The organism is Streptosporangium sp. CA-115845 (assembly GCF_050943795.1).
Taxonomy (GTDB): Bacteria; Actinomycetota; Actinomycetes; order Streptosporangiales; family Streptosporangiaceae; genus Streptosporangium.
This window is the reverse complement of record NZ_CP191988.1, coordinates 5,411,462-5,435,027: the sequence shown is the minus strand read 5'-3', so window position 1 is coordinate 5,435,027 and position 23,566 is coordinate 5,411,462. Positions and strand designations below refer to the sequence as shown.

The following is a 23,566-nucleotide window of genomic DNA, read 5'->3' as shown; positions in this document are numbered from 1 at the left end:
CCGTGATGCAATTGGGCGGCCCGGTTACTCAAAGTGATACCACCCTTTGTCCGGCCAACATGGGGTCCCAGTAGTAACGACGCAGGAAACAACGGATATGCAGATCAGCTGCTCGCCTTCCAAACTGTGCCCGAGAGTCCTTAAGGGAGCTTTGACCTGCATATCCGTTGAAAATGAAGATCCGCGCCTACCTGCGCCGACGCGGCATCAAAGCGGTCATTCCCCAGCGGAGGGACCAAATCGCCAACCGTAAGCGCAAGGGCAGCCGGGGAGGCCGCCGATGCTCTTGCCGCGCTGCCCCGCGGCGGCAGCGCGGCCTCAGCTTCGAGGGCGGTTACAGAGCGGTCATCTCAAGGCTGACCACGTACGAGTACGCCGTCTGCTCGGTCCCGGTGAGGGTCCTCGTGATGGTCCTGGTGGCGCCCGTGGCGAGCCCGGCGCACGTGTTGCCGAGGGCGGTCACCGTGCCGAGCAGGTCGCCCTGACCCCAGACCGGGCCGTCGGTCTCGCGCAGGTCGAAGTCCACGTCCTGGGTGCTCAGAATGATCGAGGTCGGGTCTTCGAAGTCGCCGGGATCCCCGTCGTCACCGGCGTTCATGCCGAAGTAGTTGGCGTTGATCCTGGGGAACAGGTTCCCATCGACCAGGAACCGGAGCTCGTCCCGGCCGTCCCGGTCGGCCACGTTGCCGGCGTCGATGTCGTACAGTTCCACGCGGCACGAGCCGGCCATGGCGGACGCCGGGGCCGCGGCCAACGCCATCGGCGCCACCAGACCTCCGGCCAGGGTGAGTGCGGCGATCACCTTACGAGAATGCATGCTGCTCCTCCTGGAGACGCTGACGTTTCGCGACCGTCGCGAAACGCGGCATCAGAGTCGCGGACGCAGCGTGAGCACATCGTTAGATCGCAGGTCAATGGCATAGAGCACACGATTTCCGTGCCTTCTGACATAGCCGGGCGGCAGGCACGCGCCTACTGTTTTCGTATGGGAGACTCCTTCAGTCTGCTGCTGCTCGGCACGCCCGAGCTGGCTGTCGGGGGAAGGCCGGTGCGGATCCGTTCGGCTAAGACCCGGGCACTTCTCTGCTACCTTGCCACCACGCCGGGGGCGCGCTCGCGGGCCGAGCTCGCGGGGCTGCTGTGGGGCGAGCGTCCCGACGCCAACGCCAGGGGCAGCCTGCGGCTGGCGCTGTCGGAGCTGCGCAAGGACGTGGGCGGCTGGCTCGACATCACCCGCGACCACGTCGGCTTCCGCGCCGACGACGACTGCTTCGTGGACTACCGGCAGCTCACCCGGGACCCGACGGTGGCGGGGGCGCTCCGGTTGTGGCGCGGGGAGTTCCTCGACGGTCTCTCCTTCGGGGACGCGCCCGCGTTCGCCGGGTGGCTGGAGTGTGAGCGGCAGCGGGCCCGGCTGGTGCTGCGCGAGCTGCTCGTACGCGCTGGGCCCGCCGCCTCCGAACACGTCGTGCGGCTGGCCAGGATCGTGACGGAGCTGGACCCGTACGACGAGGAGGCCCACCGGGTGTTGATCGCCTCCCTGGCCAGGACGGGGAACCGGGCCGCGGCCCTGGCCTGCTACGAGGAGCTGCGCCTGCGGCTGGCGCGCGAGCTGGGCGTCGATCCCGTACCCGAGACCCGCGCGCTCCGCCAGGACCTCACGCCCCGGCCCGCGACCGCCCGCCGAGCTGCCCTGCCGGTCCCCGGGTCGGAGCTGGTCGGCCGTGAGTCCGACATCCGCCGCCTACGTGCCCTGCTGTCCCGGGAACGTCTGATCACCCTGTCGGGCCCGGGCGGTATCGGCAAGACCCGCCTGGCCATCGCCGCGGCGGAGGCCGGGGACCGGGATGCCGCGTCCCTCTCCTCCACGGGGGCCAGGAAGCACGACACCGCGTCCCTGTTCTCCGCATCCTCCGCGCGAGCCGGTGAGCACGACGCCGCGTCCCCTTCCTTGGCGGATGTCGCGTTCGTGTCTTTTGCCGGGGTGCGGGCGCAGGCGGCTGTGACGACGCTCGCGCGCCGGCTCGGCGTGGATCTCTCGCCGCCGCGGCCCGCCGCCGAGCTGCTGCTCGCCGCCCTCGCCGGTCGCTCGACGCTGCTGGTGCTCGACAATCTCGAACACCTGCCGTCCTTCGACGGGGTGATCGCGGAGATCCTGCGGGTGGCGCCGGGCGTGCGGGTGCTGGCGACCAGCCGGCGGCGGCTGGACGTGCCCGGGCAGGTGATCGTCCCGGTGGAGGGGCTTGCCGAGTCGGCCGCCGAGGCGTTGTTCGTCATGCGGGCGCTCAAGGCCCGGCCGGGGTTCGACTCCGAGCGCGAGGCCCCGCTGGTGGCCGCGATCTGCGCCGCGACCGGCGGGCTGCCGTTGGCGATCGAGCTGGCGGCCGGCCTGCTGCGTGCCGTGCCGTGCGCCGACCTGGCCGAACGCCTCGGTGTGGACACGGGGCTGCTCTCCACGGCCGGGCCCGCCGCACGGTCCAGGCACGCGAGCATGCGTACGGTCTTCGAGACGTCCTGGCGGCTGCTCGACCCGGCGAGGCGGGCGGCGCTGGCGGCGTTGTCGGTGTTCGGCGGCGGCTGCACCCTGCGCGCGGCCCTGGAGGTCGCCGGAACCAGCCCTGAGGTGCTGGTCCACCTGGTCGACCACAGCATGTTGCAGCTCACCTCGTCTGGCCGGTACACCCTCCACCCTCTCATCCAGCGGCTCGCCGCCGCCCATTTGGAGGACCCGGGGGTACGCGAACGGCACGCCCGCCATTACGCAGGCCTCCTGGACCGGCACGCCGCCGCGCTCCAGGACGGCTCGGACGCCGAGGTCGTCCGCGTGCTCGGCGCCGAGATGGACAACATCCGCCTGGCCTGGCGGATGTCCGGGCAGCCGCGCTTCCTGGACCACTACTGGACGTTGTGCCTGCGATTGCGCCTGTACGAGGAGTCGGTGGCGATCGTCCGCGAGCACCTCGACCGCCCTCCGGAAGACCTGCGCCTGCGGGCCCGCCTGCTCCGGATGGCTGCGGTGAGCTCCCACCAGCTCGCCAGGGAACGCGCCGCCACCCGCCTGGCCCGCGCCGCCCTCGACACGCTCGGCGAGCCACTCCCCACCACCCCCACCGACCTCGCGATCGCTCTCCTGGCCGCCGCCACCCGCCAGGCCGCCCACCGCCTCCTGCCGATCACGGCCGCCCGCCGTCTTCTCCCCGTACCCCGTACGGACGAGGCCGAGGCCGCGCAGGCGCTGACCTTGCTCGCCCGGCTCGCCTACCACCAGAAGGACCTCCCCGTGATGCTGGTGACCTCGCTGCGCCAGCTCAACGCCGCCGACCGCGGCACCGACCCCGCCCTGCGCGCCGAGTCCTACGCGAACTTCGCCACCATCGCCCGCCTCGCCGGCCGCCACCGGATCGCCACCCGCTACGGCAGCCTCGCCGACCAGGCACTTTCCATCATCGACCACCCGGACGAGGCCGTGCACCGGGCACGGCTGGCCCGCGGGATCGACCTGCTCCACGCGGGCCGTTTCGAGGACGCCAGGCGGTCGTTCACGGAGGGACGGTCGCGGACGATCGACCCGCGGGTGGCCGAGAACTGCGCCGGCATGCTCGCCGAGACCGCGCTGTGGCAGGGCGAGTTCGCCGCGGCGGCCACCGGGTACGCCGAGACGGAGGAGTTGGCGGTCGCGCGGGTGGGCGGGGACGACATCGGCCGCCACTGGTGCCTGACCGGCCGGGCGGAAGCGCTGCTGCGCCTGGACGGGGTGCCGGTGGAGCGGGTCCGGGAGCTGCTGGCGGCCGCCCGCGCCTCGCACGAGCGGCGGCGTACGCACGCGAAGGAGATCGGCCTGCGCGACAGCCCGGCGAGCCGCACGATCCAGGAGCTGCGCCTGCTCACCATCGCGGCCCGCCTGGACCCGGCGCGGGCGCCCGCGGCGCTGGCCGAGGCGCTGACGCTGGCCGAGCGGCTGCCGGCGGTGCAGCCCGGCATGCTGGAGTGCTGGACCGGCCTCGCCGAGCTGCTCGGGGACGCGGGGCAGGACCGGACCGTGGCCCCCCTCCTGCTCGGGCACCTCTCCCGGTACGCCGCCCGCAACCCCGGCGCCGCCGCCCGGATCGGCTGGGCCCTCGCGCTGACCCTGGCCGCCCTGGGCGAGCGAAGGCAGGCCAGGCGGGCGGCCGAGCAGGCGATGGCGACCGCCGAACGCCTGGCCGCACCGTACGACCACCACAGAGCCGAGTCCCTGGCCCGCGCCCTTGGCCCTCCACTCGGGTCGGTGTCACCAGCCCCAAAGTAGCTGCGAGTGATCGGATCCCCTCACCTGACCGAGATCCCGGACCACATCGTGGCTGTTCATCGGCCTTGCGAGAAAACCGGTATTCCAGACGACTGCGGAGCGCTATGGCATCGCATCCTGCTCAAGGATTCTGCCCGGAGGCTTTGCCCTGATCTTTCTCGCTCTACTTCCGTTTAGGGCTCGTCGATGTCGGCATCGAGGAAGGCGGGGATGTCCTCGCGGGGAACGAAGCCGACGCGGGTGCGGGTCGGGTGGCCGCCGAGCGTCTCGATCACGCCCAGGTAGTCCGGCACCGCGTAGTGCTCGGGATGTGAGGGGTACACCGATGCCAGTGTGTTCACGTACCTGGCCTCCGGGCCGCCGGCGACGACCGCCTTGAAGAGTCCCCTCCGAGCAGCTTCTGTGAACGGCCTGGCGTCAACCCGCTGTACCAGTCCCAGGGCCGTCGCACAGTCCTATTGTTGGCTGATGCGCGCACACCATATTGACCGTCCAGCCGATCTCGACGTGGTACGTGAGTCCTATGACCGGGTGGCCGACAACTACGCCCACATGGTGGTGACGACGGGAGTCGGCGACATCCGTAGCCATCCATGGCTCAAGGCATCGATCGACGCCTTCGCTGACACCGTGAGCGAGCTTGGGCCTGTCCTCGACGTCGGCTGCGGACCCGGAACGGTGACCGCCTACCTTGCCGAACGCGGACTCGACGTGTCCGGGGTGGACCTCTCTCCTCGCATGATCGAGAACGCGCGCCGTCTTCATCCGCAATGCCGCTTCAGCGTCGCCTCTGCCACCGACCTCGACCTTGGTGAAGCATCCCTTGGCGGCGTGCTCGGGTGGTGGTCACTGTTCAACCTCCCCCGTGACGTCCTTCCTCAGGTTCTCGCCCTGTTCGCGCGCGCGTTGAAGCCAGGCGGACACTTCATCACCGCAACACACGTCGGCGACGAGGATGTGGTGCGCACCGAGGCCTACGGAGCTGTACCCGTTCGCTGGACGACACACAAATGGCGACCGGAACAACTCGTGGACCTGATCGAGCAGGCTGGACTGCGCCCGGTCGCCGAACTTCGGCTCCCTGCAGATGAGCGAAGCGGGCCGGGTTTGGTCGTCATGGCCAAGAAACCCGGCTGAGGATCAGGCGTCGGAAGCGGCACAGGATCTCATACCGGGCAAGGCTCCTCCGGACGGTTGCGATGCCGGTTGAAGGTGCTGCTCTGACGGGCAGCGGTCGGCGCGGCGACCGCGACCGGAGCGGGCCTCGTCACGATCATGGCCGACTGGATCAATAGCCTGTCATGGGCCCTCCATCCGCAGGGTAGGACCGCCGCATTGCTGCGACGATCCCCCCGCAGAACCGTGTGCCACTCCTCGCGGCACACGGCCGATCCAGCGGCGTCTCAGAATCCCTGTCAGCCAGACTCGTCCGGCCGGGAAGACACGCTGAGCGGCACCCTCAAGGATGTCCAGTTCAGGCAAGGAATGCGACGAATATCCGTATCAAGCCCGGCACTCCGTAACCCACCATCCACCAGGGGGCGTCTCGCGAGACGCCCCCTCCGCCGGTAGGCGGCCATGCGGTCACCGACCTCCCTGCACGACCTTCTGGTCTCGGCCCTCTTCACCGAGGGGCTCGATGCCGAGGCGGACCTGTGGGCGCTGGGGTTCAGCGTCATCTGGATCAGGGGCGCGGACCTCGACGTCCTCGCCCGGGCCTTCTCCCTGGACCTCGCCACCCGTACCCCGTGCCACCTGAGCGAGATCCTCGACCGCAACATCGACGACGGGTCGCTGTGGGTGGCCGAGGTCGAAGACTGGGTCGGTATCATGCCGGCGTACGGCCACGGCGAGTTCCTGCGATCAGCCGCCTCATTCGCCGCTCGCGGCCCCGCGGTGGTCTTGTGCCGGACCTCCGGCCTCCCCGCCGCGCAGGATGAGAGCCGCCGCGAGCAGGGAGAGTACGCAGGCGGACCAGAAGACGGCGGGCAGGCCCGCCAGGGTGGCGAGCAGGCCGGCGGAGGCGGCGCCCAGCGGCATGGCGCCCATGCCGATCAGGCGGCAGGTGGCGTTCACCCGGCCGAGCAGACCCTCGGGGATGAGCCGCTGGCGCAGCGAGACGGAGACGACGTTGGTGACGGCGTTGGCCGCGCCGATGCCCGCGGCGGCGGGGAAGACCACCAGGGGAGAGGGCAGGAGGAGGGGCACCAGCAGCAGCAGAGCATTGAGCAGTGTGACGCCCACCAGGGCGCCGTTCTCGCCGGTCAGGCGGGTGAGCGAGCCGGAGAGCACCGAACCGGCCACCGCGCCGGCGGCCAGGGTCGCCGCCAGGAGGCCGTACTGGCCGGGGGTGAGTCCCACCCGGGAGCCGTCACCGACCACCCAGAGCACGAAGACCGCGAAGTAGGCGCCGTAGGCGAGGTTGAGCACGCCGGAGTACGCGGCCAGGCCGCGCAGGGCGCGGTGTCCCCACAGATGGCGCATGCCGTCGGCGATGTCGGCGCGCAGCGCCTGGGCGGGGGCGGCCTCCGGGCGGAACCGGCCGCGCATGCCGAGCAGCAGCAGCGCGCCGGCCGCGTACAGCAGGGCGGCCGTGCCGAACACGGCGGTGGTGGCGATGCCGACCAGCAGGCCCGCGAGCGGGGCACCGAGGAAGTGGTTGCCGAGGGTCTGGGTGGCGACGAGCCGCCCGTTGGCCGAGCCCAGCCGGTCGCCGGTCACGGTCATCGGCAGCGCCGACTGGGCCGAGGTGTCGGCGAACACCTCGGCGGCACCGGCCAGCAGCACCGCCGCCAGCAGCACCGGCAGGCTCAGCAGGTCCAGCCAGGCGGCGACGGCCGTCGCGGCCAGTATGGCGGCGCGGGACCAGCCCGCCAGGACCATGATCCGGCGCCGGTCGAGGCGGTCGGCGATCGCGCCCGCGTGCAGGGCCAGCAGCAGCCACGGCAGCGTCGTCGCGGCACTGACCAGCGCCACCTGCGCCGGTGAGCGGGTGAGGGAGACCGCGAGCAGGGGGACGCCGACGAGCAGGACGCCGTCGGCCAGGTTCGACAGGCCGGACGCCGCCCACAGGTGATGAAACGAGCGCCCCAGCCCCGGACGGCCCACGGTCTCTTGCGTGTGCTGACTCATCGGCCGGTGGGGGCGAGCAGTTCGGCGAAGACCCCGATCGCCCGGTCGACGGCGTCCGCGCTGACCCCCGCGTGGGTCACCGCCCGGATCCGCCCGTGTCCCAGCTCCTCCACCCGGACGCCCCTGCGCCGGGCCGCCGCGATGAACGACCGGGTGGTGTAGCGCTCGTCGCGTACCCGGAAGAAGACCATGTTCGTGATCGGCGGGCCGGGGTTCAGCCGTACGCCGGGCAGCCGGGCCAGTCCGCGGGCGAGGCGGGCGGCCTTCTCGTGGTCCTCGGCCAGCCTGCCGGTCATCTCGGTGAGGGCGATGATGCCGCAGGCCGCGATCATGCCGGCCTGCCGCATGCCGCCGCCGAGCATCTTCCGCATCCGCCTGGCCTGGGCGATGATCGCCCGGTCGCCCACCAGCACCGACCCGATCGGCGCGCACAGGCCCTTGGACAGGCAGATCTGCACGGTGTCGGCGTAGAAGGCGATCTCCGCCGGGGTGACGCCCAGCGCGACCGAGGCGTTGAAAATGCGCGCCCCGTCCAGGTGCAGCGCCACGCCGTGCGAGCGGGTCAGCTGGGCCACCTCGGCGAGGTAGTCGAGCTGGAGCGGCAGGCCGCCGCACCGGTTCTGCGGCGTCTCCAGGCTGACCAGCGCCGGAGGGGCGATCTGCGGGTCGGTACGGTCGACGGTGCACGCCTCGGCGATGTCCTCCAGGCTGATCGTCCCGTCGGGCAGGTTGGCGAGCGGCTCGTAGACGATGCCGCCGCACATCGAGGCGCCCCCGGCCTCGTAGACGTACAGGTCGGACTCGTGGCCGACGATCGCCTTGCCGCCGCGCGGGCAGTGCGCGAGCAGCGCGGCGAGGTTGGCCATGGTGCCGCTCGGCATCAGGCAGCCCGCGGCCTTGCCGAGCAGGTTGGCCGCCAGCCGTTCCAGCTTGGCCACCGTCGGGTCCTCGCCGTAGACGTCGTCGCCCAGTGGCGCGTTCGCGGCGGCCTCCAGCATCGCGGGGGTGGGCAGCGTGAAGGTGTCGCTGCGCAACTCGATCTCGCCGCCGTCGTCGTTCTCTCCGGCGACCAGGTGGGGGTTGTCCAGCACGCTCGTCATGGGGTTTCCAATCGGGGAGTTCTGAGTACGGAGGCCGGGTCCACTCGGGAAAGCCGGTGAACGTGCGGAAGCCGAGGACGGCCAGGGGCAGTCGGGGGACGGAGACTCAGGAGAACGAGGTCCGGTACTCCTGGCGGGGGATCTCGATCGGCGGAAACTCGTGGAGCAGCACGGGCCGCAGGTGGCCCAGCGCGGTGCTCAGCGTCTCGTCCAGCTCGCGATGGCCGGACGCGTGCGCGATCACATAGCCCAGCCGGTCGTAGCTGCTGCGGGCCGGCCGCACCTCGCAACCCCGCGGCGCGGTGACGGCCACCGTGTCGACGCCCGGCACGGCACCGGCCTCCCGCGTCCCGGCCACCTCCCGCAGGACGGCCTTCCCCCGCCCGGTCGCGGCGCGCTCCGGCGGCAGCAGGAAGGCGATCCCCGCCGGGGCGCACCGCTCGGGCAGCGGCAGCTGCTCCAGGTCGACCGCGGCCCGTAGGTGGGCGTCGAGCAGGTCGAAGCCACCCGCCCGCGCGATGACCTCGGGGATCATGCCCCCCGCGGGACGGGCGTTGATCTCCACGACGTACGCGTGGCCGTCGATGAGCTTCATCTCGATGTGGGTGGCACCGTGGGTGACACCGACGGCGGCCAGCGCGCGGAACGCGGTTTCGACGAGGATCCGGGTCTCGTCCGCCGGCAGCGGCGCGGGGAAGACGTGCCCGCGCTCCACGAAGTGCGGCGGCGCCGTCACCCGCTTGGCGGTGACGCCGACACAGCGGTGCGACCCGCCGGAGCCGACCGTCTCGACGCTGTACTCGGGGCCTGCCAGATAGCCCTCGATCAGCGCGGTCCTCGCGGTGGCCTGGCCCCGCACGTTGACGGCGGCCGAGGTGATCCGGCGGCAGTGCGCCGCCACCTCCCCGGGCGTGTGACAGAGCACCACGCTCAGCGAGCCGGTGTCGTCGACAGGCTTGACCACGCAGGGCAGCGCGATCCGCGACAGCGCGATCACGACTCGGGTGTCGATGTCGTCGCGGGGGCCGACCAGTTCGAAGGCGGGGGAGGGCAGCCGGGCCGCGGCCAGGATCCGGCGGGTCCGCCCCTTGTCCCGGCAGGCGGCCACGGCCTCCGGCGGGTTGCCGGGCAGCCCGAGGTCGGCGGCCAGCCGGGCGACCGCGACGGTGTAGAACTCACTGGTCGTGGTGACCCCGGCGATCTTCCCCAGGGCGCGGCGCAGCTCTGTCGCCAGGGTGGCGGGAGAGTCGGTGTCGCAGGTGACGGCCCGCACCCCGGTGGCCGCCAGCCCGGTGTAGCGGGCCGGGTCGGCGGTGGCCAGCACCGGGGTGAACCCCAGCGCGGCGGCCCTGGCGAAGGCCAGCATCCCGGAGCCGGTGGTGTTGGACTCGACGAAGACGAGGACGGGGTTCATGCGTACTCCAAGGACCGGCCGAGCGTCGCGTAGGACCAGGTCACGGCGGTGTCGGTGAGCTGGATCGGTTCGGGGGCGAGTGGCGGGCGCAGGTCGGTCAGGCCGTGCGCCGCCCGGTACTCGGCGCTGTAGATGGTGTTGACGTACCGGTCGCCCCGGTCGGGGAAGATCACCACCACCGACACGTCCGGGTCGAGCCGCGAGCCGAGCCAGCGCGCCACCTGGTAGGCGGAGCCGGAGCTGTTGCCCGCGAAGACCTTCTCGTGCGAGGCGAGCTCCAGGGTAGCGGCGAAGGCCTCCCGGTCCGACAGCCAGTGGACCTCGTCGATGACCGAGAAGTCGACGTTGGCCGGAACCAGGCTGTTGCCCAGTCCGCTCTGCAACCGCTTCGGCACGTCGGGCTGGCCGAAGATGGCGCTGCCGACGGCGTCCACGGCGACCACCCGCAGCGCGGGGTTGGTCCGGCGCAGCGCCCGCGCCGTCCCGCACAGCGAGCCGCCGCTGCCCACCGCGCCGACCAGTACGTCGACCCGGCCGATCTCCGAGATCACCTCCTCGGCGAGGCGGTCGTAGGCGGCGGGGTTGGCCGGGTTGTCGTACTGCCTGGGCCAGAACGCGCCGGGGTTGGCGGCCAGCACGGCCCGCAGCCGCTCCAGCCTGGCGCTCTGCCAGCCGTTGCCGGTCATGGCGGGCACGATGTCCAGAGTGGCGCCCAGCGCCTCCAGCTTGGCCATGGTGATCGGGTCGATCCGGGGGTCGGTGACGATGTGCACCTCGTGGCCGAGGTACGTGCCGACCAGCGCGACCCCCATGGCCAGGGTGCCCGAGGAGCTCTCCACGATCAGGCCGCCGTCGGCCAGCACCCCCTCGGCCCTGGCGGTCAGGATCGCCTGCCTGGCGACGCGGTCCTTCATTCCGTACGGGTTGGCCAGCTCCAGTTTCGCGTGGACGGTCGCTCCGCCGGTCGCGCGCAGCCGCATCAGCGGAGTACGGCCGATGGCGTCGATGGCGTCGGTTCTGAGTGTCATGTCCGGCTCGTGCTCCTACAGACGATGAGGGGCCGCCCCAGCCGCTCCAGCTCCGTGAGGGCGCGGGCCAGCCGGGGACCGTGCTCGGGGTCGTGCCGGGCCAGCAGGATGCCCAGGCACGTACCGCTGTGACCGACGACCGTGCCGAGCCCGCCGACGTCGTGGCATATCTCCTCCACCGCCGCCAGGTGGGGTTTGGGGTTGAAGGTCTGGAACAGCCGTGCGCTGGCGGTGGCGACCTGGCCCACAGCGGTCAGGTCGTGGTCGCGTACGGCACCGGTGAGCTGGTCGAGCAACTCGCCGTAGCGCACCGCCCAGTGGGCGGGAATCGGCTTCCTCGACCGGTTGAAGGCGACGGTGTCGACGCTCTCCCCGTCGTCGATCCCGGCGATGGTCAGCTGGGGGAGCGTGCCCATCCGCCGGTGCAGCCGCACCTGCCGGTGGAAGAACGCGGTGATCCCCGGATGCATGACCCCGTCGGACGGCTCGATCTCGGCCATCATCTGTTTCAGCAGCCGGTTGGGGAGCTTGAGGCGGAAGGCCGAGTCCACCGCGCGCGCGGTGGCGACCAGGTCGGCGGTGGAACTGGCCATGCCCTTGCCCTCGGGGAGCGCGCTGTTGAGCATCAGCCAGCCGCCGGTGTGCACCCCGTAGTGGGACATGATCCCGGTGGCGAGGCGCCGTGCCTTGTTCTTGTGCGGCGGCGAGACGATCACCTGGTCCAGCTGGGGATCGGGTTCGAAGACGGCCTCCACGTACAGGTCCACGGGGAAGGTCACCAGGAAGTCCGTACCGGATCCCAGGATCCCCTGCAGGAGTTCGCCGAAGGTGCCGGGGGCGCGCCCCCGGCCGACCCCTCCGCTGCGGCCGTCGCTCTCCCGGATCGGCATCTGGATGGTCATGTCAGCTCGCCCGCCTTCGTGCCGGTGGTGTGCTCCCAGGCGTCTCGCAGCCATCGGGACCGCTCGGCGGCTCCCCGGTCGACGGCGGCCAGCCGGTCACCGACCTGCTCCAGCAGGAGACGGACCTGCTCGGGGTGGGTCGAGCCGGCGGTCTGCTTGCGCCACACGCCCGCCTCCGGGTCCAGCAGTTCGCGGACCTCGTCCTCCGTGAGGGCCAGGGTGAAGCCGAGCCGTTCGCCCGCGGAGACCAGGTCCGGCGCCGAGAGCAGGCCGGGAGTGAGGGTGCCGGTGGGGCCGAGCCGCTCCAGGGCGGCCGAGATCCACGCGCCGACGAGCACCTGAGCGTCCCTGGCCGGCACGCCGTGCTCCAGGGTGAGATGGTTGGCGACGGTCGAGGCGGCCATCAGCTCGTCCCGCACCACCCGGCAGGCCCGCTCTGGGTGGAACCGCACGTCCGTGACCACCCGTTCGAACAGCGCCAGCATCGTGTGGCAGGTCGTGAAGAGGTCCTCCAGGAAGCGGGTGCTCTCCTTGGAGACCTCCACGAGGTTGGTGTAGCCGGTGTTGCGCTGGCCGATCATGAGGTCGTACGAGAGCCCGACCAGGTGGCCGCTCATCCCGCGGACCCGTTCTAGGATCGGGAAGTTGCGCTTGTGCGGCATCGCCGAGGAGATGCCGGCGAGCTCGTCCGGCAGGTCGATGAAGCGGCAGCTCGACCCGCTCCACCAGATCAGGTCGGTCAGGAAGCGGCTCAGCGTGGTGCCGAGCACCGACAGCTCCCCGGCCGTGCGCAGCACCCAGGAGCGGGAGGCGACCGAGGTCAGCGCGTGCGGCTGCGGGCCGTCGAAACCCAGCGCGACCGCGATCCGCCCCCGGTCCCACGGCAGCTCCAGACCGGCCATCGCCCCGGCGCCCAGCGGGCAGAGGTTGACCGCGTCGAACAGTGCCTGCAGCGACTCGGCGGCACCGGTCACCGCCTCGGCGAGCGCGGCCAGGTAGAAGCCGAAGGTCATGGTCTGCGCGGTCTGGTGCTGGGTGTACCCCGGCATGATCGATTCGGTGTGCCCGGCCGCGGTCTCCAGCGCGGCGCGGGCCAGCCCGCTCACCGCGGTCACGGTCTCCAGCAGCCGTTCCCTGCCGAGCATGAGCTGGGCGCACGCCTGGACGTCGTTGCGGCTGCGGTCGACGTGCCAGGCGTGCGCGCTCTCGGGTACGTGTGCCTGGACGCACCTCTCCAGGGCGAACAGCGGGTCCGACATGGCCGCCGCGCGCTCGGCTCCGACCTGCTCGGGCGTCAGGTCCAGCACCGCCCGGCGGATCCGCTCGGCCGCGTCCCGGTCGAACAGCCCCATCCGGGCGTACTCGCCGGTGTGGGTCAGCTCGATCCAGCGGTAGTGCCGCAGCAGGGTGCGCGTCTCCCAGTCGAACCGCTGGGTCAGGACCGCGTCGTCCAGTAGCGGCGCCGGGCCCCGTCGTATCCGTCCTGTCGGAAGCATGCCTCTCACGCTGCCAGCGCGCATGCGGGGTGACCAGGAGGAATGACCGGCGATATCGGGGCGATATCCGATGATTACCGGCACTTCCTACGTTGACGGCATCTGGTCGTCACCGGGAGGATTCACGTGAGGTCTGCACTGTTGTCCGACAGCCTGGGATTCGCTCAGCTGCTGCGCACCCATCGCGACAAGGCGCGGCTGACCCAGGAGGAGCTGGCCGAACGCGCCCGCCTGAGCGTGCGCACGCTGCGTGACCTTGAGCGGGGTCGCACCCGTTACCCGCACCGTACCTCGGTGCGCCGCCTGGCCGCCGCCCTTGAACTGACCGGTGAGGACCGGGTGACCTTCGAGGCGGCGCCGCCCCGCTCGTTCGGTGCTCCCGCCGTGGCGCCGCCCCCGGAGTGGGGCCTGCCCTCGGTGAGCGGCACCGTCGCGCTGAGCCGGCTCCCGCTGCTGCGGGAGATCGAGGAGGTGGTGTCGGTCGCCTCCGGTGGCGGGGAACCCGCGCTGGTGACCGTCACGGGCCCGGCCGGAGTCGGCAAGACCACCCTCGCCGTCCAGTGCGCCCACGTGCTGCGCCAGCGGATGGCACTGGACGTGCTCTTCCTCGACCTCGGCCGGGACCGGCGCGGCCCCGGCGAGCTGCGCACCGCCGTGCGGCAGGCGCGGATAGCCCGCATGACGTCCCCGACCTCGGGCGGGCGGTGCCTGCTGCTGGTCGACGACGCCGACGGCACGCGGCACGCCGACCGGCTGCCGCCACTGCTGACGCTCGGTTTCACCGCCGTCGTCGTCACCGCCAGGGAACCGCTCGCGGGACTCGTCCCGTCCCGGCACCTCGTCCTCGCCCGCCTGAGGTGAGCGGGAGATGAACAGCCCGACCACCGACATCCGGGTCCTGATCTGCTACTCGGAGAGGCTGCTCCGCACCGCGCTGTGCTCGATCCTCGCCGCCGAACCGGGGCTGCGCGTCGTGGGGGACGCCGGTGACGGATTCGAGGCGGTCTCCAAGGCCCGCGGCCTGCGACCCGACGTGGCACTCGTCGACGAGCGGCTCACCGGCCTAGACGGCATCCAGGTCACCGAGCGGCTCCGTGCCGACTCCCTGGCCGGTCCGGTGCGGAGCGTCATCCTGACCGAGCAGCCGGAGAGCATGTTCGACGCGGTACGCGCCGGAGCCCGCGGCTTCCTGCTGCGCTCCAGTGACCAGGACGAGCTGGTGGGGGCGATCAGGGCCATCGCGCGGGGGGAGGCGTTCTTCGCGCCGCAGGTCGCCAGCAGTTTCCTGCGGCGGTTCGAGAACGGGCTGCCCTACCGCCCGCCCGAGGCCGTCAAGTCGCTCACCGAGCGCGAGCACGAGGTGCTGGTCCTGGTCGCCGACGGGCTGAACAACACCGAGATCGCGAGCAGGCTGTACGTGAGCCAGGCGACCGTCAAGTTCCACGTCTCCAACCTGCTGTGCAAGCTCAACCTCCGCGACCGCCTGCAGATGGCCGTCTTCGCGCACAAGGCCGGCGTCGTCTGACCCGCTCGCTGCGCCGGGCCCGGCGAGGGGGCGCGGGGCGGCAGGGGCTGGGGAGTTATTCCCCGTGGCGGCAGACGGTACCGGGGGGCGGGAAGTCTCAGGTCGACGAGGTAGCGGGTGGCGTGCCCGATCACGCATCCGTTGGCGGGGCCACCGTTGCCCGGCAGGTAGAGGGCGTGGCCGGGGCCGTCGTATCGTGTGCGCTGCTGGGCATCGTTGGCGCGACTACGATGCCGTCCATACTCGCCTTGATCACCAACATGTTCCGCGACGAACGGAGCGCAGGCAGGCCGTCGCGATCTGGGCGACCTGCCAGTTCACCGGCCCGGGCGCGGATCTGCGCTGCGGTCGCTAGGAGAGAGGCTCTGTCGGTCTGTCGCCCTGTATGCCCAAGTTCGCGGCGAGGACGTCGAAGTGGCGATGCCGGGCCCACTCGGTACGGTTTCCGATCACGTAGAGCCGACGTCGGGCACGGCTGACCGCGACGTTGAGCAGGTTGGGGCGTTGCGCGGCCCAACCTTTCGCTCCCGGCTTGCTCGGATCGCCGCCGAGGATGAGGACCACGACCTCGGCTTCCTTCCCCTGGGCGGTGTGGACAGTGCCAGCCTTGATCTTCCGGCAAGGGGCGACCAGCCTTGCCGCGTTTCGTGCGACTTCCCTGAAGGGGGCGATCACCAGGATGTCTTCCGGAGCGACGGCGTAGTCGCCGACAAGAGCTTTCAATACCCAGACGAGTGCCTCGCCCTCCTGGGGGATCCAGTGACCATGGGACTCGGTGGAGACGATGTCGATCCACTTACTAGTGGGCCGGTCCAGCGCGTCGCTCGGTCGTTTTCCGTAGACCATCAGACCGTCGTAGGCGATGGTGTTGGAGATGTCGAACATCGGCTGGTCACACCGGCGGTGTACACGCAGCGGCGCGCCGACCCAGACGGGCTCGTCATCACCGGGTAGGTAGGTGCCGTAGGCGTTGCTGTGGTCGGCCAACTGCTGCACCGACGTCCTTGCAGGGAGCCGGCGTTCCTCCGCTACCCGGAAGGTACGGCGAAGCGCCTGCTGACTGGTGAACGGCAAGGTGACAATCGGTTCAAGCTGCGAGGGGTCACCGACCGCGACGACCCGGCGTGACCGCCAGATCGCACCGACAGCCGCCTGCGGCGTCGCCTGTCCCGCCTCGTCGATGAACAACCACCCCAGCGATTCCCGGGTCAGGTGGGAGAACATCCGGTCGATGGAGGAGAAAGTGCTGGAGACGACGGGGACGACGAAGAAGAGACTCTGCCAGGCGGCCCGGATGGCGTCTTCCGCCGTGTCCCTGGGAGCCGCACCGGTCAGGACATCCACCGCGCCCCACAGATTCCTGCGCAGGGTCGTCGCTTCGGCGCGCATGAAAGCCTGATGGAGCCGGAGCGCCTCAAAGAACAGTTCGGTACGGGCGATGTTCCATTCCGGATCGGTCCACGGAGCGGCCAGTTCCCGTGCGGCTTCGTCGCTCCACCAGGCATCCTTGGGAACGAAGTCCTCAATACCGTTCGAGAGCCGATCGATCTCCGTCTGAAGCCGGGTTGCCTGATGGCAGAGCACGCTCAGGTGTCTCTGATCGGCATCGAGGTCCCTGGAGATCCTGGTGACGCTTTCCTCGATCGCCTTGTGTGCTGTTTCCGCGTGATCGAGTTTGGATTGTGCGGCCTGCTGGGTCTGGACAATGGGTTGCCCCTCGGCGCGCCACTCACGCGTGGCCTTGCCGAGACTGAACAGCGCGGTGGTCAGGCTTGGCTGGAACTGCTGATGTTCCTGACGCTTGCGTAACCAGTGAGCGGCCTCCTCCTGTGCCGTGGCCAAGGTGCTCTCCACCGCCCCGAGCTGCCGATGGGCCTCAACAAGCTTCACCTCATGAGCCGAGATCGAGACCCTGACCGGCTCGATCCTCTGGTTCAGCGCCAGGAGTTCCTGCTGGCACCTATGAATCTGCGAACGCTCCTCCTGAAGGAGACGCACTCTCTGGACGGCGCGCCGGAACGATTCAACGGCATCGCCCCAGCTCGCAGAACCGCCACTCCCCGCACCGGTCTCCCACGCCTTGAGCATGTCCAGGAGGCCCGGTTCGTCCGTGGAAGCGTAGCCGTACCAGGCCTTGTGGACGAAGTCCTGCCGGTAGGTCTTCCGCCCGAGGCACGCGGCGCCGAGTCCCCAGGCAGGCTGGCCGAGGACACGGCTCGCGATGTCGGCGAAGTAGTCGGCGGTGTCATGCCACTCCGGATGGACGGCGTCCTTGCCGGGAACCTCCAGGGTGACGTTCTGTACTGCTCCGTTGTTGGCAGAGGCGATCACGATCTCGAATCCGGTGAGATCCTCGCGCCACGCGCGCACTACCCGGTTGTATTTCCCGCTGATCCATCTGTGCGTGGTGGTGAAGGCGTCGCCGGGGTGTGAGAGCTCTGAGAGCCGCTGCGCCCGCTCGACCACGATGGCGGCGATCAGGTCCCGGAGCATCGTGGTCTTTCCCGTGCCGGGAGGACCGTTCACCGCGAACACGCCGGCGCCAAGTGCGAGTTCGGCCATCACGCTGTTCACCGCGAACTGCTGGCTGAGCGCGAGGGGTACGTCCGATCCCTGCGGCCATCGTCCAAGCGGAACCATGTCCGGTGCCACGCGATCGAAGACGACCTCCGGCCGTCGGCGTAGATCCACCCGATCAGGTTCGGATGTCTGCATGTACGCGTCGAGCGCGGCACCGTACCGACCCAAGCGGACCGCCTCCGCGACCCGTTCGAGATCTTTGACGATGAAGCTGTTGAGGAAGTCAAGCCCCTCCTCGGCCGAGAACTCCCGCTTCCGTGACACCTGAAAACTCATGACTCTCAGGCTGTCCGGGCTGAGAGCGTTCTGGACTCCGAGCAGGTCACCGAACACCTGCAGCGTGGATGCCCCGTCCTTCGGGGCGGGGAGGAAACGCGGAACGGTCGGCCACTGTGGTCTCCGGGTTTTGTCGGTGGGGTTCGGTACGTTCGATCGCGTGTCCCGCTACCGGCTCCAGCCCTCGCCCGCCCAGGAGGCGACGCTGGCCGAGCACTGCGGGCACGCCCGATATGTGTGGAACCTCGCTGTTGAGCAGCACGCCCACTGGCGGCCGGGCATCAAGGCGGCGCCGGGTTTCGCGGAGCAGTGCCGCCAGTTGACGGAGGCGCGCGCGGAGTTCGCGTGGCTGCGCGCCGGGTCGATCGTCGTTCAGCAGCAGGCGCTGAAGGACTTCGCGCAGGCGATGGCGAACTTCTTCGGCAAGACCCACCGCCGCCCGACGTGGCGGAGACGCGGGCGGGGCGAAGGGTTCCGGATCGTCGCGGTCAAACCCGGCGACGTTCGCCATCTCTCCCGCAACGTCGGCGAAGTCAAGGTCCCCAAAGTGGGGTGGGTGCGGTTTCGCTGGTCGCGTGCCGTTCCCGATGGTGTGAGGTCCTACCGGATCACCCGAGACGCCGCCGGGCGCTGGCATGTGGCGTTCGCCGCCGTTCCGGAGCCGATCCTCGCGCCGGGAACAGGTGAGGTGGTCGGCGTGGACCGGGGGGTGGCCGTGTCGGCTGCCCTGTCCACCGGGGAGATGCTGGAGGCTCCCGGTCTGCGTGGCACCGAGAAGACGCGACTCCTGCGCCTCCTGCGCAAACTGGTGCGGGCCAAGCGCGGGTCGAACCGTCGTGGCAAGGTCAAAACGGCCATCGCGAAGGTGAAGGCCCGTGAGACGGACCGCCGCAAGGATTGGGTGGAGAAGACCAGTACCGATCTCGCCCGCCGGTTCGATGTGATCGGCGTCGAAGACCTGAAGATCGCCGGTATGACCCGGTCGGCGAAAGGCACCGTCGAGGTGCCCGGCCGCAACGTCCGCCAGAAAGCGGGCCTGAACCGGGGCATCCTCGCCAACGGGTGGGGCCGGCTCGTGACCCGGCTGGAGCACAAGGCCCCTGGCCGGGTCCAGAGGATCAACCCGCGTTACACGTCGCAGACCTGCAACGCCTGCGGGCACCGCGCGGCCGAGTCGAGAGAGAGCCAATCTCGATTCGCCTGTGTGGCCTGCGGGCACCGGGTCAATGCCGACGTCAACGCGGCCAAGAACATCCGAGACACGGCCGCCGGGCGGGCGGTTGCTGCGCGGGGAGGATCTGGGTTGCCGGAGCCGATGAACCGCGAACCTCAACTCCTCCTCTCAGCGTAGGAACGGGTTGAAATCCCCCGCCCTTCAGGCGGGGGAGGACGTCAAACGATGGAGATCGACCGCACCTGGGTGTTGCCCTTGGTTTCGACGTACACCTTGTAATCGCCGACGGTGTAAGTGCCGGCAGCGTTGTTGTCGATGGTGAACGTGGCCGTCACAGGAGACTCGCTGCCGTCGATGTGGGTCTGCTTCACCGTGATGGTCAACTCGTTCTTGTCGCCCTTCAACTTCCTCACCGCCGCCGACGGCTTGGCATCGATGACCGCGTTGGCGACTGTCACGTAGACCGCGTCGGGCGAAGAGAACTCCGCGTTCTTGTGCCCATCACCGAACAGGAAGAAGCCCCGCTGTTCGATGGCTCCGCGCCCGGGGAACGGATCTGGGTTTGAGGCCAAGTACGTCGGATTGACCGTGTACAGGTCCGTCTTGGAATCCGCGAGGATGGCCTGCACCCCGGCGTACGGGGCATCGGTGATCGCGAGGTTGACCGACAGGTAGATGGCGTCGGGGTTGTTGGCCGAGATGCGCGAGGAGAAGTACTTGTCCGCACTCTGCCCCGCAGGAACGGCCAGCGGCACAACCGCGTCGCCGACGAGAATGTTGAACCGGAAGTCGCCGTAGCCGCCGGCCACGAACTTCGCCCAAGCCGCGTCCGACATGTAGTCGGGGCGCTCCACCTTGAACTCCAAGCGCATCGGCGACACGTACGTGGTGTTCAGGTACTCGGTGTCGGTCAGGGGCAAGTAGACCCCTCCCGGGGCGTGCCCCAGTGCGAAAGCCGAGGCCGTCGGAGCCGAGTTGCCGCGCCCGTTCCACATCGGGATGTTGAACGAGGTGGCGCCGAGCAGGGCCTGGGTGCCCAACCGGCTCGTGCCGACAGCGGCCGACGCGTCCTTGTAGGTTCCGATCGTGACGTCGAGCAGGTCGAGGTCCGCCCGGTCGGAGTTCAGCCCCGGGATGCTTGCCCACATGAACTTGGCACCGGCGGGCCCGGAGTACCTGGCCATCTCCAGCATGCCATCGGCCATCATCTTGGTCATCTGCACTGCCGAGTCGACCTTCATCCGCTCGTTGGCCGTGTGCCACCAGCGCTCGTTACCCGGGATCACCGCGCCGAAGGCGGTCATCTTATTGCGGAAGTTGCTGGCCAGGGTGCCGCCGGTCGTGCCCTGCGGATAGACCACGTCCCTGAGGGAATATGGATCCGCAAACTTCTCCGGGTTGCGGTTGATCGAGGCTTGGTAGCTCCCGAACTGAAGAGCCGTCAGCGGGTTGTCGTGAGTGACGTACAACCCGGCGCCGATGGGCGAGCCGAGGTTGCCGATGGTGAACCCCTTCGCCTGGAAGGCGGCCGTGACCGCCGTCGTTGCCTGGCTGGAGTCAGTCGCGGTGACGTGCATGCTGCGCACATACATCGGCATGCTGAGGCTGCCGGAGGCGTCCGTGTAAAAGCTCGTCGGGGTCTCCGAATTGATGCCTCCCATGAGGGCAAAGGTCAGGTTCGGAGTGCCGTTGCTCGGGTTGCGCAACAGGCTCGCCGGGATGCCCATGTACTTGCCGATATAGGCTTCGCCTTCGACACCGTCGCGGAAGAACAGGTCGGCGATGCCGTCGGTGGCTTTCTTCAATTGCATGTCGGCGGCCGTGGTTCCCAGTGCGCCGAGTCCCTTGGAGAGGAGGAACATCCCCCACACGACGGCATTCTTGCCGTACTGCGGGGTCGGCATCTCCATCGCCACATCGGTGTTGATCTCCAGCGTGAGCGAGTCGCCGGTGATCATGGTCTGCACCTTGGGGGTGGTGCGGGGAGCAGCCGGGAGCCAACCCTTCGTGGTCGCGGCGGCGGTGATCGCCGCTACGAATCGGTCGCGCTCGGCGGAGCCGGCCCCCGCCACGTCGAGGGTGAAGATTGCCCGGGAGGCGATCTGCGTGGTGCTGCCGTAGGCGATGTCCTTGAGCGTCGGATCGCCTTCACGCAGGGTGACGCCGGCTGTGGCATCCGTCAGCCGGAAGGCCTTGGTGCTGTCTGCGGACAAGCTCATCGACACCGACGGGGTCACCGATCCGGAGTTGCCGACGATGACCGGGAACCGCGAGTCGGAGGTGTAGGCCGCGATCGGGACCTCCTCCCGGTTGAGGTTCTTGTAGGCCCAGTTGTCGTAGAAGCTCGGGTTCGAGTTGTACGGGATGGACTGGAAGGTGGCGGTGTTCGTCGTCGAGGGCGTGCCGGGACCGCCGTCTTCGTAGATTCCCATGACGATGCGGATGCGTCGGTCGAGGGGCAACCCCGCCTCGAGCAGCGCCTTGGCCGCGAGCAGCGTCGCCAGCGTCGGGCCGCTGTCGTCCTGCACGCCCGCTCCGTAGACCCAGCCGTCCCGGACATAGGGCGAGTGGTACGCACCAGGAGTGCCGAGGTTGCCATCGGCGTTCCGCCAGCGCGCCAGCTGGGCTGGCGAAACGGAAGCCGTCGGCGAGTCGAGGTGGCTCAACGCCATGACCATCTCCGGGGCGTCCGGGTCACCGATCTCCGCGTAGACGTACTTGTCGGGCTGGCGTTGGACGACCACCGGGAAACCCAGGTCGGTGGCCAGCTTGACCACCCAGGCGAGCTTGGCGACCTTGCGGTCGTACTCGTTCTGGTTGGCTTCGGTGTTGCTGACCGGGAAGGGGTACGCCGTCGCGGCCGTGCCGCCTCGGGAGATGGAGTCGTAGCTCGACCCGTCCAGCATCGCCCCGATCAGACTGAGCGGGTCGTAGGTGCCGTCCCCCGCCCGCGCGCTGTTGACGCGTCCAGCCAACGCCTCGACTTCCGCGTGGATCGCGTCGCGCTCGGCGTCGGTCACCGACAGATCGTAGGTGACACCCGGCTGGAAGCGCTCCTCGCCGAGGCCGGTCGCGGACGCGTTAGCCGCTACACCCGTGGACAGGAGCACTGACATGCCAAGTGTCAGCGCAAGAGGCTTCTTCCGCGTCACCGCGATCTCCCTGAATGGTCAGACCCAAAAAACGTCGGATGATCTTCGTTGTACGCGAGACCCTTTCAGGCTCTTCCCAAGCTTGTCAATGAGGTGATCTCGTGCGCCCAGTAGAACTGGAGCCGTGACATAGCGGCTGATCTGCATGTTCGTAAGCTCGTCGTCGCTTGCCGGTGTGAGTCCGGTCCGGGTAGCTGCCAGGAGGCCCGGTAGCAGGCCGGCGGCTTCGTCTGGAAACGGGCGGGGTCGAAGCCCAGCGTCAAAAGCCCTGTGAGGGGGAGCGACGATGCGGTCCGTAGCATGACGCGAAGCCTGCGGCGTCGTTACTCAGCCGTCTTCGGACGGGACAAGGGAGAGCCGAGCCCCTCGAGTCCGGGGTGAAGGCCATGGAAGCGGCGAAGAGCCTGGGAATTGCAGCCGCGAAGAACTCCCCGGCGATTCCGGCGCACGCCGCCTTCGTCTCCGGCTGGGCGGCGCAGCACGACGAAGCCGCCGAACGCATGAGGGCCGCCCGTGCCTACGCCCGCCTGTGCAAGGAGTGATCCAGAGGGAAGCAAGTGACCTGTGGGGACAGCCACTTCTTCGGGGGAGAAGGAGCGTCAAGCCTGGGGCGGCACGAAGCCGTCCCGGTCCGTGGTGAGGGCGACCTCGTATTGGGCCTCGGTGCTCTCCAACCGTGCCTTGAGGGCGTCGTGGACCAGGCGGTGGGCGTCGGAGCCGAGGAGTTGGCGCCGTGGCGGATCGGTCAGGTCACCGATGCGAATCATGGCTTCGGCGACCTTGCGCGGGTCACCGGGCATGTCCTCCAGCGTGACACTGCTCTTGCCGTGAGTGAACTCCGCGGCTTGGGTGCCGGCGTAGGCGGGCAGCGCCGAGGGGGTGACGTCCGCCGAACTGTAGAAGTCGGTGGCGACCATTCCGGGCTCGATCAGCGTGGTGCGGATCCCGAATCTCTCGGTCTCCAGGGCGTAGGTCTCGAAGAAGCCTTCGAGGGCCCATTTGCTGGTGTGGTACAGCGACATCGCGGGGAAGACGATGTGACCGCCCATGCTGGAGGTCTGCAGGAATCTGCCGCCGCCCTGCGCGCGCAGGTGCGGGGTCACCGCGCGGGCGAGCTGGATGGGGGCGGTCACGTTGGTGTCGATCTGGCGCTCGATCTGCTCGTCGGTCAGCTCCTCGGCCAGGCCGATGAGGCCGTAACCGGCGTTGGAGACGACCGCGTCGATGCGGCCGATGTCGGCGAACGCGGCGTCGACGACCTCGCGCATGCGGGCGGTGTCGGTGACGTCCAGTCGCGCGCGCCACAGCCGGTCGCCGTGGCGCGCGGCGAGATCGTCGAGGCGGGCCGGGTTGCGCAGGGTGGCGGCGACACGGTCGCCGCGGTCGAGCAGCAGTTCGGTCATGTGCCGGCCGAAGCCGCTGGAGGTTCCGGTGATGAACCAGGTGGAAGCCATGTTCGCCCCTTTGTAGGTAACTAGTTAGATACCGTAGCACGAAAA

At 69.7% G+C, this 23,566-nt stretch carries 17 protein-coding genes and 1 pseudogene; 7 read left to right on the top strand and 11 right to left on the bottom strand.

The window, feature by feature from the left end:
* Positions 1-182: 182 nt before the first annotated feature.
* Positions 183-278: pseudogene (locus ACQP0P_RS26720) on the top strand (IS5/IS1182 family transposase); the annotation flags it as partial.
* Positions 279-334: 56 nt separating this feature from the next.
* Here the strand turns inward: ACQP0P_RS26720 and ACQP0P_RS26715 are convergent.
* Positions 335-817 carry a hypothetical protein gene (locus ACQP0P_RS26715; RefSeq protein ID WP_433359226.1) on the bottom strand — a complete coding sequence of 161 codons (483 nt, stop codon included), beginning with the start codon at positions 815-817 and terminating at the stop codon, positions 335-337.
* 168 nt (positions 818-985) lie between these two features.
* Here ACQP0P_RS26715 and ACQP0P_RS26710 point away from each other — a divergent pair, with 168 nt between their 5' ends.
* On the top strand, positions 986-4,288 hold the full coding sequence (locus ACQP0P_RS26710; protein WP_433359225.1) for an ATP-binding protein: 3,303 nt from the start codon (positions 986-988) through the stop codon (positions 4,286-4,288).
* A 173-nt stretch (positions 4,289-4,461) separates the two neighbouring features.
* On the opposite strand, the gene ACQP0P_RS26705 is transcribed toward ACQP0P_RS26710, so the two are convergent.
* On the bottom strand, positions 4,462-4,611 hold the full coding sequence (locus ACQP0P_RS26705; protein ID WP_433359224.1) for a hypothetical protein: 150 nt from the start codon (positions 4,609-4,611) through the stop codon (positions 4,462-4,464).
* Positions 4,612-4,756: 145 nt separating this feature from the next.
* On the opposite strand from ACQP0P_RS26705, the gene ACQP0P_RS26700 reads away from it, so the two are divergent.
* Entirely contained in the window at positions 4,757-5,425 is a 669-nt protein-coding gene (locus tag ACQP0P_RS26700) for a methyltransferase domain-containing protein (protein WP_433359223.1), read from the top strand.
* Between the two features lie 735 nt (positions 5,426-6,160).
* Here the strand turns inward: ACQP0P_RS26700 and ACQP0P_RS26695 are convergent.
* The 6 genes from ACQP0P_RS26695 to ACQP0P_RS26670 all read right to left on the bottom strand — a co-directional run bounded on the left by ACQP0P_RS26695 (position 6,161) and on the right by ACQP0P_RS26670 (position 13,360).
* A complete protein-coding gene (locus tag ACQP0P_RS26695) occupies positions 6,161-7,420 on the bottom strand; it encodes an MFS transporter (RefSeq protein WP_433359222.1) in 1,260 nt (419 codons plus the stop codon).
* Positions 7,417-8,520 carry a GntG family PLP-dependent aldolase gene (locus ACQP0P_RS26690; RefSeq protein ID WP_433359221.1) on the bottom strand — a complete coding sequence of 368 codons (1,104 nt, stop codon included), beginning with the start codon at positions 8,518-8,520 and terminating at the stop codon, positions 7,417-7,419. Before ACQP0P_RS26690 ends, ACQP0P_RS26695 begins: the two co-directional genes overlap by 4 nt.
* A 106-nt stretch (positions 8,521-8,626) precedes the next feature.
* Positions 8,627-9,934 (bottom strand): ATP-grasp domain-containing protein, encoded by a 1,308-nt coding sequence (locus ACQP0P_RS26685; RefSeq protein ID WP_433359220.1) that lies wholly within the window; start codon positions 9,932-9,934, stop codon positions 8,627-8,629.
* Complete coding sequence (locus tag ACQP0P_RS26680) at positions 9,931-10,962, bottom strand: PLP-dependent cysteine synthase family protein (RefSeq protein WP_350953257.1); 1,032 nt, start codon at positions 10,960-10,962, stop codon at positions 9,931-9,933. The genes ACQP0P_RS26685 and ACQP0P_RS26680 overlap by 4 nt, the downstream gene beginning before the upstream one ends.
* Entirely contained in the window at positions 10,959-11,864 is a 906-nt protein-coding gene (locus ACQP0P_RS26675; protein WP_433359219.1) for a hypothetical protein, read from the bottom strand. Before ACQP0P_RS26675 ends, ACQP0P_RS26680 begins: the two co-directional genes overlap by 4 nt.
* Positions 11,861-13,360 carry an argininosuccinate lyase gene (locus ACQP0P_RS26670; RefSeq protein ID WP_433359218.1) on the bottom strand — a complete coding sequence of 500 codons (1,500 nt, stop codon included), beginning with the start codon at positions 13,358-13,360 and terminating at the stop codon, positions 11,861-11,863. Before ACQP0P_RS26670 ends, ACQP0P_RS26675 begins: the two co-directional genes overlap by 4 nt.
* A gap of 126 nt (positions 13,361-13,486) precedes the next feature.
* Between ACQP0P_RS26670 and ACQP0P_RS26665 the strand changes: the two genes are divergently transcribed.
* The gene (locus tag ACQP0P_RS26665; RefSeq protein ID WP_433359217.1) at positions 13,487-14,221 is read left to right on the top strand and encodes a helix-turn-helix domain-containing protein; all 735 of its coding nucleotides are present in this window, start codon (positions 13,487-13,489) and stop codon (positions 14,219-14,221) included.
* A gap of 7 nt (positions 14,222-14,228) precedes the next feature.
* The gene (locus ACQP0P_RS26660; RefSeq protein WP_433359216.1) at positions 14,229-14,885 is read left to right on the top strand and encodes a LuxR C-terminal-related transcriptional regulator; all 657 of its coding nucleotides are present in this window, start codon (positions 14,229-14,231) and stop codon (positions 14,883-14,885) included.
* A gap of 351 nt (positions 14,886-15,236) precedes the next feature.
* Here ACQP0P_RS26660 and ACQP0P_RS26655 read toward each other — a convergent pair whose 3' ends face one another.
* Positions 15,237-17,378 (bottom strand): DEAD/DEAH box helicase, encoded by a 2,142-nt coding sequence (locus tag ACQP0P_RS26655; protein WP_433359215.1) that lies wholly within the window; start codon positions 17,376-17,378, stop codon positions 15,237-15,239.
* 523 nt (positions 17,379-17,901) lie between these two features.
* Here ACQP0P_RS26655 and ACQP0P_RS26650 point away from each other — a divergent pair.
* Positions 17,902-19,092, top strand: coding sequence for an RNA-guided endonuclease InsQ/TnpB family protein (locus ACQP0P_RS26650; protein ID WP_433359214.1), 1,191 nt, complete (start codon positions 17,902-17,904; stop codon positions 19,090-19,092).
* Positions 19,093-19,133: 41 nt separating this feature from the next.
* On the opposite strand, the gene ACQP0P_RS26645 is transcribed toward ACQP0P_RS26650, so the two are convergent.
* Entirely contained in the window at positions 19,134-22,031 is a 2,898-nt protein-coding gene (locus ACQP0P_RS26645) for a M20/M25/M40 family metallo-hydrolase (RefSeq protein ID WP_433359213.1), read from the bottom strand.
* Between the two features lie 422 nt (positions 22,032-22,453).
* On the opposite strand from ACQP0P_RS26645, the gene ACQP0P_RS26640 reads away from it, so the two are divergent.
* Positions 22,454-22,609 carry a hypothetical protein gene (locus ACQP0P_RS26640; protein WP_433359212.1) on the top strand — a complete coding sequence of 52 codons (156 nt, stop codon included), beginning with the start codon at positions 22,454-22,456 and terminating at the stop codon, positions 22,607-22,609.
* A 57-nt stretch (positions 22,610-22,666) separates the two neighbouring features.
* Here ACQP0P_RS26640 and ACQP0P_RS26635 read toward each other — a convergent pair whose 3' ends face one another.
* Positions 22,667-23,521, bottom strand: coding sequence for an SDR family oxidoreductase (locus ACQP0P_RS26635; protein WP_433359211.1), 855 nt, complete (start codon positions 23,519-23,521; stop codon positions 22,667-22,669).
* Positions 23,522-23,566 lie beyond the last annotated feature (45 nt).